The 7,679-nt window shown below is 61.4% G+C and carries 6 protein-coding genes; 5 read left to right on the forward strand and 1 reads right to left on the reverse strand.

Features of this window, described 5'->3' with window-relative positions; all coding sequences use genetic code 11:
• Positions 1–19 precede the first annotated feature (19 nt).
• From AAFH49_RS07865 to AAFH49_RS07885, 5 genes are all read left to right on the forward strand, one after another.
• Complete coding sequence (locus AAFH49_RS07865; protein WP_201983696.1) at positions 20–1,204, forward strand: thiolase family protein; 1,185 nt, start codon at positions 20–22, stop codon at positions 1,202–1,204.
• 131 nt (positions 1,205–1,335) lie between these two features.
• On the forward strand, positions 1,336–1,773 hold the full coding sequence (locus AAFH49_RS07870) for an energy transducer TonB (protein ID WP_342297124.1): 438 nt from the start codon (positions 1,336–1,338) through the stop codon (positions 1,771–1,773).
• Positions 1,774–2,088 (forward strand): 50S ribosome-binding protein YggL, encoded by a 315-nt coding sequence (locus AAFH49_RS07875; protein ID WP_342297125.1) that lies wholly within the window; start codon positions 1,774–1,776, stop codon positions 2,086–2,088.
• Positions 2,089–2,262: 174 nt separating this feature from the next.
• On the forward strand, positions 2,263–4,053 hold the full coding sequence (locus AAFH49_RS07880) for an acyl-CoA dehydrogenase family protein (RefSeq protein ID WP_342297127.1): 1,791 nt from the start codon (positions 2,263–2,265) through the stop codon (positions 4,051–4,053).
• A gap of 247 nt (positions 4,054–4,300) precedes the next feature.
• The gene (locus AAFH49_RS07885; protein WP_342297128.1) at positions 4,301–5,770 is read left to right on the forward strand and encodes a fibronectin type III domain-containing protein; all 1,470 of its coding nucleotides are present in this window, start codon (positions 4,301–4,303) and stop codon (positions 5,768–5,770) included.
• Between the two features lie 79 nt (positions 5,771–5,849).
• Here the strand turns inward: AAFH49_RS07885 and AAFH49_RS07890 are convergent.
• Positions 5,850–7,679: T9SS type A sorting domain-containing protein (locus tag AAFH49_RS07890; RefSeq protein WP_342297129.1), on the reverse strand; the 1,830-nt coding region annotated here is incomplete at its 5' end.

Raw genomic sequence — 7,679 nt, forward strand, 5'->3', positions numbered from 1 at the left:
TTCTGATTCGATAAAGACCATGTCTAATACCGCATATATCGTAGCAGGCTACCGTACGGCCGTGGGCAAAGCCCCCCGTGGTGGCCTCCGTTTCACCCGGCCCGACGACCTCGCCGCTGCCGTTATCAAACACCTCGTGGCCCAGGTGCCGGCCCTTGACCCCACGCGCATTGACGATGTCATCGTCGGCAACGCCGTGCCTGAGGCCGAGCAGGGCCTGCAAATGGGCCGCCTGATTTCGTTGCTGGCCCTGCCCATCAACGTGTCCGGCCTCATTGTGAACCGCTACTGCGGCTCCGGCGTCGAGACCATCGCCATGGCGGTGGGCAAAATCTCCTCGGGCATGGCCGACTGCATCATCGCGGGCGGCACCGAGAGCATGAGCATGGTGCCCACCGTGGGTTGGAAAACCGTACCCAACTACAAGCTGGCGATGGCGCACCCGGATTACTACATGGGAATGGGCCTCACCGCCGAAGCTGTGGCCAACGACTACAAAATCAGCCGCCAGGACCAAGACGAATTCTCCTATAACTCCCATCAGAAGGCCATCAAGGCCATTGCGGCCGGCAAGTTTGCCAAGAGCATCGTGCCCATCACGGTAGAGGAAACTTACGTGGACCAGGCCACCGGTAAGAAGAAAAACCGCTCCTACGTGGTAGATACCGACGAAGGCCCCCGCGCCGACACCTCGGTAGAAGCCCTGGGCAAGCTGCGCCCCGTGTTCGCCGCCAACGGCACCGTCACGGCCGGCAACTCGTCCCAGACATCCGACGGCGCGGCCTTCGTGCTCGTGATGTCGGAGCGCATGGTGAAGGAGCTGAACCTGGAGCCCATCGCCCGCATGGTGAACTACGCCACCGAAGGCGTTGACCCGCGCATCATGGGCATGGGTCCTATCAAAGCCGTGCCGAAAGTGCTCAAGCAAGCCGGCCTGAAACTCGAAGACATCGACCTGTTTGAGTTGAACGAAGCCTTCGCCTCGCAGTCGCTGGCCGTGGTGCGCGAGCTCGGCATCGACCCCGAGAAACTGAACGTGAACGGCGGCGCCATCGCCCTCGGCCACCCGCTGGGCTGCTCCGGCGCCAAGCTCAGCATCCAACTCTTCGACGAGTTGCGCGAGCGCGGCAAGAAGTACGGCATTGTCACGGCCTGCGTGGGCGGTGGCCAGGGCGTCGCCGGCATCTACGAGCTGCTGAAGTAACCTTCTGTATCGCCGCCAATCAGAACGTCATGCTGAACGCAGTGAAGCATCTCTACCGCGAGAGTAATCGAGATTGATTGTAAAAGGTTAGAGATGCTTCACACATTCAGCTCAACAAACAGCATGAGCAAATGGCAGTTCTGAAACAGATTCTCAGTTTATTCTTTCTGCTGATTGTGCCTTCACTAGCAGCCTGCGCTCAAAAACTGCCAGTTTCAAAAGAAGCTGTTGATTCCACACATGTGTACACTTACGTGGAAAAGATGCCGCAATTGCTTGGGGGTGGTGGGGTTACAGGAATTGTGAATGAGTTTTCAAAACGGTTGCAGATACCGGCATTTACCGATGACGGGGATACTCGTTATTCAGGCATCCACGTAACATTTGTAGTCGGTACTGATGGACAGGTGCGAAATGCTGAAATATCGAAAAGCAGCAATAATCCCATCATTGACAATGCACTACTGGCAACCGTAAGAAGTCTGCCTCGGTTAAGCCCTGGTTACCATGATGGTCAAGCAGTACCAGTCCGTCTGACGATTCCGATAAGCTGTATTAAGCCTCAATAGATGAAAAAGCGGCTGCGAAAGAAGCTTCGGCTACGGGAGTTTCAGGAGATGGGCTTCTCTGTGAAGTTCGATTTAGCTGAGCTTGGAAGCGACGAAGCTTACTTCACTTTCTGGGATAAGTTGGTCGAAGTAGTAGAAGCCAACCATTTGCTCATGGGCGGCGGGCTCAATAACTTCTTTGTAGGTACTGATTCGCGCCGAACTGCTACCGAAGCTGACCGGAAAGCCATTGAGACTTGGCTACACCAGCAGCCGGAAGTATCAGCAGTAAATGTGAGTCCGCTGGTGGACGCTTGGCATGGCTCTTTCGAGTAGCAGCACAATTTGACAAAAAGAAAACCCCGCTCAACCGGGGTTTTCTTTCGCCGATATAGTAGGCGTGCCTAACATTTTTTCTTAACTTGCAACACTAAACCGGCTGGCTAATTGTTTCTCTAACTAGTAGGCTAGCCTAACACTATTCAACTCCACACCCCACCCCAAACCGTCATGGAAGTAACGCAGCAAGCCAGCCTGAAGGGCGGCGAATTCATTATCAAGCCGACCGATGCCCAGAGCGTCTTCACCCCGGCCGACTTTACCGAAGAGCAGGTCATGATGCACCAGACCTGTCTGGACTTCGTGGCCGCCGAAGTGCAGCCGCTGCTGGAGCGCCTCGACAACCACGAGGAAGGCCTGATGCGTGGCCTGATGGAGAAAGCCGGCCAGCTCGGCCTGTTCGGCGTGAGCATTCCGGAGCAGTACGGCGGGCTGGACATGGACTTCACCACGGCCCTGCGGGTGACCGAGGGCGTGGGCGGTGGCCACTCGTTCCCGGTGGCGTTTGCGGCGCACACGGGCATAGCAATGCTGCCCATCCTGTACTTCGGCAACGATGAGCAAAAGGCCAAATACCTGCCCGGCCTCACCGATGGTACCTTAATGGGCGCTTACTGCCTCACCGAGCCCGGCTCCGGTTCCGACGCTTTGGGCGCGAAGACCAAGGCTGTGCTGAACGCCGAAGGCACGCACTACGTGCTGAACGGCCAGAAAATGTGGATTACGAACGCCGGCTTTGCCGACGTATTCATCGTGTTTGCCCAGATTGACGGCGACAAGTTCACCGGCTTCATCGTGGAGAAAAACACGCCCGGCCTGAGCCTCGGCAACGAGGAGCACAAGATGGGCATCAAGGGGTCTTCGACCCGTCAGGTGTTCCTGACCGATGCGCAGGTGCCGAAGGAGAACGTGCTGGGCGAGATTGGCAAAGGCCACCTCATCGCCTTCAACGTGCTGAACATCGGCCGCATCAAGCTGGCCGCGGCTTGCCTGGGCGCTACCAAAATGGCCGCTGACCTGAGTGTGAAATACGCCAATGAGCGGGTGCAGTTTAAGATGCCCATCTCGAAGTTTGGTGCCATTCGCTACAAGCTGGCGCAGCAGGCCATCCGCATCTACGCCGTGGAATCGGCCATTTACCGTGCGGGTTCCGACATATACCGCATGGAGCAGCAGCTCATCGCCGAAGGCAAAGGTGCCAACGAAGCTCTGTTGGGCGCGGCCCGCGAGTTTGCCGTGGAGTGCGCCATTCTGAAAGTGGAAGGCTCGGAAGTGCTCGACTACGTGGTGGATGAAGGCGTGCAGATTTACGGTGGTTACGGCTTCTCGGCCGACTACCCGATGGACCGCGCTTACCGGGATTCGCGCATCAACCGCATCTTCGAGGGCACCAACGAAATCAACCGCCTGTTGGCCGTTGACATGATTCTGAAGAAGGGCCTGAAAGGCGAAATCGACCTGATGGGCCCCGCCCAGGCCGTGCAGCAGGAGCTGCTGAGCATCCCGAGCATGAGCCAGGACGAGGAAACCGGCCTGTTCAGCAAAGAGATGAAGACCATCGCCAACCTGAAAAAGGCCATTCTGATGGTGGCTGGCTCGGCCGTGCAGAAGTTCACCGCTACCCTCGCCAAGGAGCAGGAGCTGCTGATGAACATCGCCGATATGGCCATTAAAACCTACATCGCTGAGAGCACCCTGCTCCGCGTGGAGAAGGAAGCCGCCGCCAAAGGCGAAGAGGTAATGTCGGTAGAAGCCGACATCGCCCGCGTGTACCTGGCCGATGCCGTGGACATCGTGGAGAAAGCCGGCAAGGATGCCATCGGCAGCATGGCCGAGGGCGACGAGCAGCGCCTGCTGCTCATGGGCCTGAAGCGCTTCACCAAAACGGAGCTGTTGAACGTGAAAGAAGCCCGTCGCCGCATCGCTGCCAAGCTGATTACGGCCAACGAGTACGCGGTGTAAATACCGGTCATTCCGAGCGCAGCGAGGAATCTGATAAACTAAAAAAAAAGGCCGCTCCTGGGTTCAGGGGCGGCCTTTTTGCGTTGGTGGGGCTGGGGGAGAGGAGTGTTAACTCATTGGTGAATTGGGCCGTACCAATAAAAGGTGACTGGCTCCGGCAACCTTTTGCTGTTGCGGCTGGTCCGGAAGAAAAGCCCGGCGCAGCGGTTGGGTTTAGGTTCTTCTTTTCCACTCTTTTTCTCTCTTTATGAAACGCATTGCTACCTTTTGCTTCTTGCTGGTGATGGCCCTGCTTGGGCTGCGGCCCCTGGCCCAGGCCCAGACCTGTGCCGCTCCCACCAACGTGGCGGCCAGCAGCCTGAGCCCCGGCACGGCGGCCGTCAGCTTCACGCCCTCGGCCACGGCCACCAGCTACACGGTGCGCTACTATTGGGTGTATGATTCGCTGATGACAAACGTGATGAGCGTCAACACCACCACTTCGCCGGTCACCATCACGGGCCTGCGGGGGCAGACGTATTACCGGGTGTCGGTGGTGAGCAACTGCGCGGGCGGCCTCACCACGGCCTCGTCCTGGACGGGGCTTTACACCAGCGGCGGGGGCACGGTGGGGTGCGGCGCGGTCACCAACCTGGTGAATAGCAGCTCCACGGCCAGCACGTCCACGGTTAGCTTCACGCCGGTGGCGGGGGCGCTGAACTACACGGTGCGCTACCATTTGTACAACGACACGACGACCATCGGGGCGATGACGGTGAGCGGGTCGCCGGTGGTGTTCACCGGTTTGGCGGCGGGAGCTACCTACGGGTTCACCATCGTGGCGCACTGCGCCAGTGGGACATCGGCGGGGGCCACCGGCTTCTTCAGCTCGCAGTACGTGGCCCCGGGCTGCGCGGCCATCAGCAATGTGAGCACCACCACGACCAGCTACACGGCCTCGGTGAGCTTCACGCCGGTGCCGGGGGTGGCCTCGTATTTTGTGCAGTACCACGCGGTGGGCAGCAGCACGGTGTACCGCCAAACGGCCACGGCTTCGCCCATTGTGTTCGCCACGTTGCAGCCGGGCACCAGCTACACGGCCGAGATTTTCAGTAATTGCGGCACCGGCGGCTACCAGTCGCAGCCGGCCACGGTCAACTTCACCACCCCGTACCTCAATAACTGCGCCCCGGCCACCAACGTGGTGGTGACGGCCACCAGCCCCACCACGGCCACCGTCACCTTCACGCCCGGCACCAGCAACACCACCTTCCGAATCGTTAGCTATGCGTACCCCGATTCTTCGGTGGTCGTTACCACTGCCTCGCCCGCCGTGCTCACCGGGCTGGTGCCGGGCCGCACCTACTACATCCGGGTCATCAGTGGGTGCGGCACGGGCAGCAGCGTGGCTTATGCCGTGGGCACCACGCCGGTTTCGTTCGTGTTCCGGGGGGCTTTGGCGGCCCGCGCCGCCCTGGGGGCCGGCACCGTGGAGGTGTATCCGAACCCCGCGCACCGCAGCGCCAGCCTGGTGCTGCCGGCCGTGGCCGGCGCGGCCCAGGCCCGCCTTACCCTCCTCAATGCCCTGGGGCAGGCCGTGCGCACCCAAACCATCGCGCTGCCGAAAGCCGGCGAAACCCGCACCCAGCTCGACCTCGCCGATGTGCCCCCCGGCCTCTACACACTGCGGGTAGCCGCCGCCGGCCAAACTGCCAGCCAGCGCCTGGCCGTGGAGTAGACGGACATGCTATTACCAAAAAGGCCGCTCCTGGATTCAGGAGCGGCCTTTTTGCTGGCTAATTATCAGTGGACGACTCTTATTCTTTCACCAGTTTCAAATGCTGAGCCTTGCCGTCCAGCGTGATATGCAACACATAAATTCCCCGGGGTAGGGGTGCAAGGCCGGAAATACGCAGCTTGTTGAGGGTGGCGGGCACTTCTGCTACCTGCTTGAGCACGATACGGCCAGTGGCATCGGTGAATGTGAGCAGCGCCGTGGAGGCGGAAGCAGCCTGCGTGGTCAGCGTCAGGGTTTCGCTGAACGGGTTGGGGCTGGCGGTTAGGATGAGGGTGCTGGCGTCTCCAAACACCACGGCTTTGGGAGCGGTGTAGGTGCTGGTACCATCCAAATCGACTTGCTGCAAGCGGTAGTAGCGGGTGCCCGTGGGGTTGGCCGGGGCATCAATGTAGCGGTAGGACTGCGCCTGCAGGCTGTTGGCGCTGGCGCTGGGCACGAAACCGACCGAACGGAACTCGCGGCCATCGGCCGAAACCTGCACGTTGAAACCTTTGCTGTTCTGCTCGGTGGCGGTGGCCCAGGTGAGCACGGCTTGCTGGCCCTGGCGCTCGGCCTCGAAGCGGGTGAGGGTGACGGGCAGGGGAGCCGCTTTGTTGCCCAGCGTCCAGTCGGAGAGGTGGGTGAGGTTGGTCAGGGTGACGCTGTTGGCGCTGGCGGTGCCGCCTTCGGGCCGCCACAGGCCGCCGGCAATAGGCCGGCTGAATAGCTGGAGGTTGGCGGCGGGGATGCCGTTCAGCTCGGCCACACTGGGTGAGAAGCCGAACACCAGGTCCATGTTGAGGCCGGTTTCGGTGGTAGGCACGATGCGGTACTGGCGGCGGATGCTCCGGCTGGTGATGCCCGCATTGGCCCCGGCCGTGGGCGTGATGCCGTAGACCGGCGTACCCGTGGTGCGCACCACGTAGGTGTTGCCGGGCAGGGCCGCGCCGCCGGTGGTGTGGGCCGTGAGGGTGAGGCCAAGGCCGCCGAAACCAGTGGAATTGCCATCGGCCACGAAGCTGAGCGTAGCCGACTGCACCTGGCCCAGCACGAAGCTGGTAGCAGTTTCGCTAATGGTGGCGTTGCGGCCCAGCGTGAGTAGGTGGGCACCCGAGCCATCGGGCAGGTAGCCCTTGAGCACGCCCCGACTGAGCACGAGGCCGGTGTTCACGGTCACGTCGCTGTTGAGCTGGAGCGTATCGGTGGCCGTGGCTAGGTTGACTTTCAAGCTGCGCACCGTGGCGGGCAGTCCGTCGCCGGTCGCCTGGTTCGCACCATTGGTGTACGTGCCGGTGTACGTGTAAATGGCATCAGCGCTGAACGAGCGGGTGCCCGTGGTTTGCACCGCGCCGCTGGCCGCGCCGGCCGAAATGCCGGCCGGGTCGCAGATGCGCAGCTCGGCCCCGGCATTCAGGGCGAAGGTGGCGAGGCCCGTCAGAGGCTGGCAATTGGTGTTGAGCACGCCGCCGGTTTGTACCGTAATGGCTCCCTGAGCCGTGAGCGGTCCGGTAAGGGTGGCCGTGCCGCCGGACAGCACCGTTACGTTGCCGTAGGTGGTGGCGCTGCTCACGGCGCGGGTGTCGCCGATGGTCAGGTTGGGCAGGTTGTTGACGAAGCCCTCGCCGGCGAAGTACACGTTGCGCAGCAGGGCGTAGCGGCCGCTGCTGCTGGTGCCCGCCCCAAAGTAGAGACGCACTTTCAGGGTCTGGCCGCTGGCGCGGGTAACACCGCCCAGGACCACCCGGTAGGTAGCCAGGCTGCTGGCGGTGTTGTAGTTGGTGGCGGCCACGGGCGCGGCCAGCGTGCCCAGCACGAAGGTGCTGGTGGTGAAGTTGTCGGTGGAGTACGCGGCGGCCACTGCACCGGCATT

The organism is Hymenobacter segetis, assembly GCF_038448715.1.
In the GTDB taxonomy this organism is placed as follows: Bacteria; Bacteroidota; Bacteroidia; order Cytophagales; family Hymenobacteraceae; genus Hymenobacter; species Hymenobacter segetis.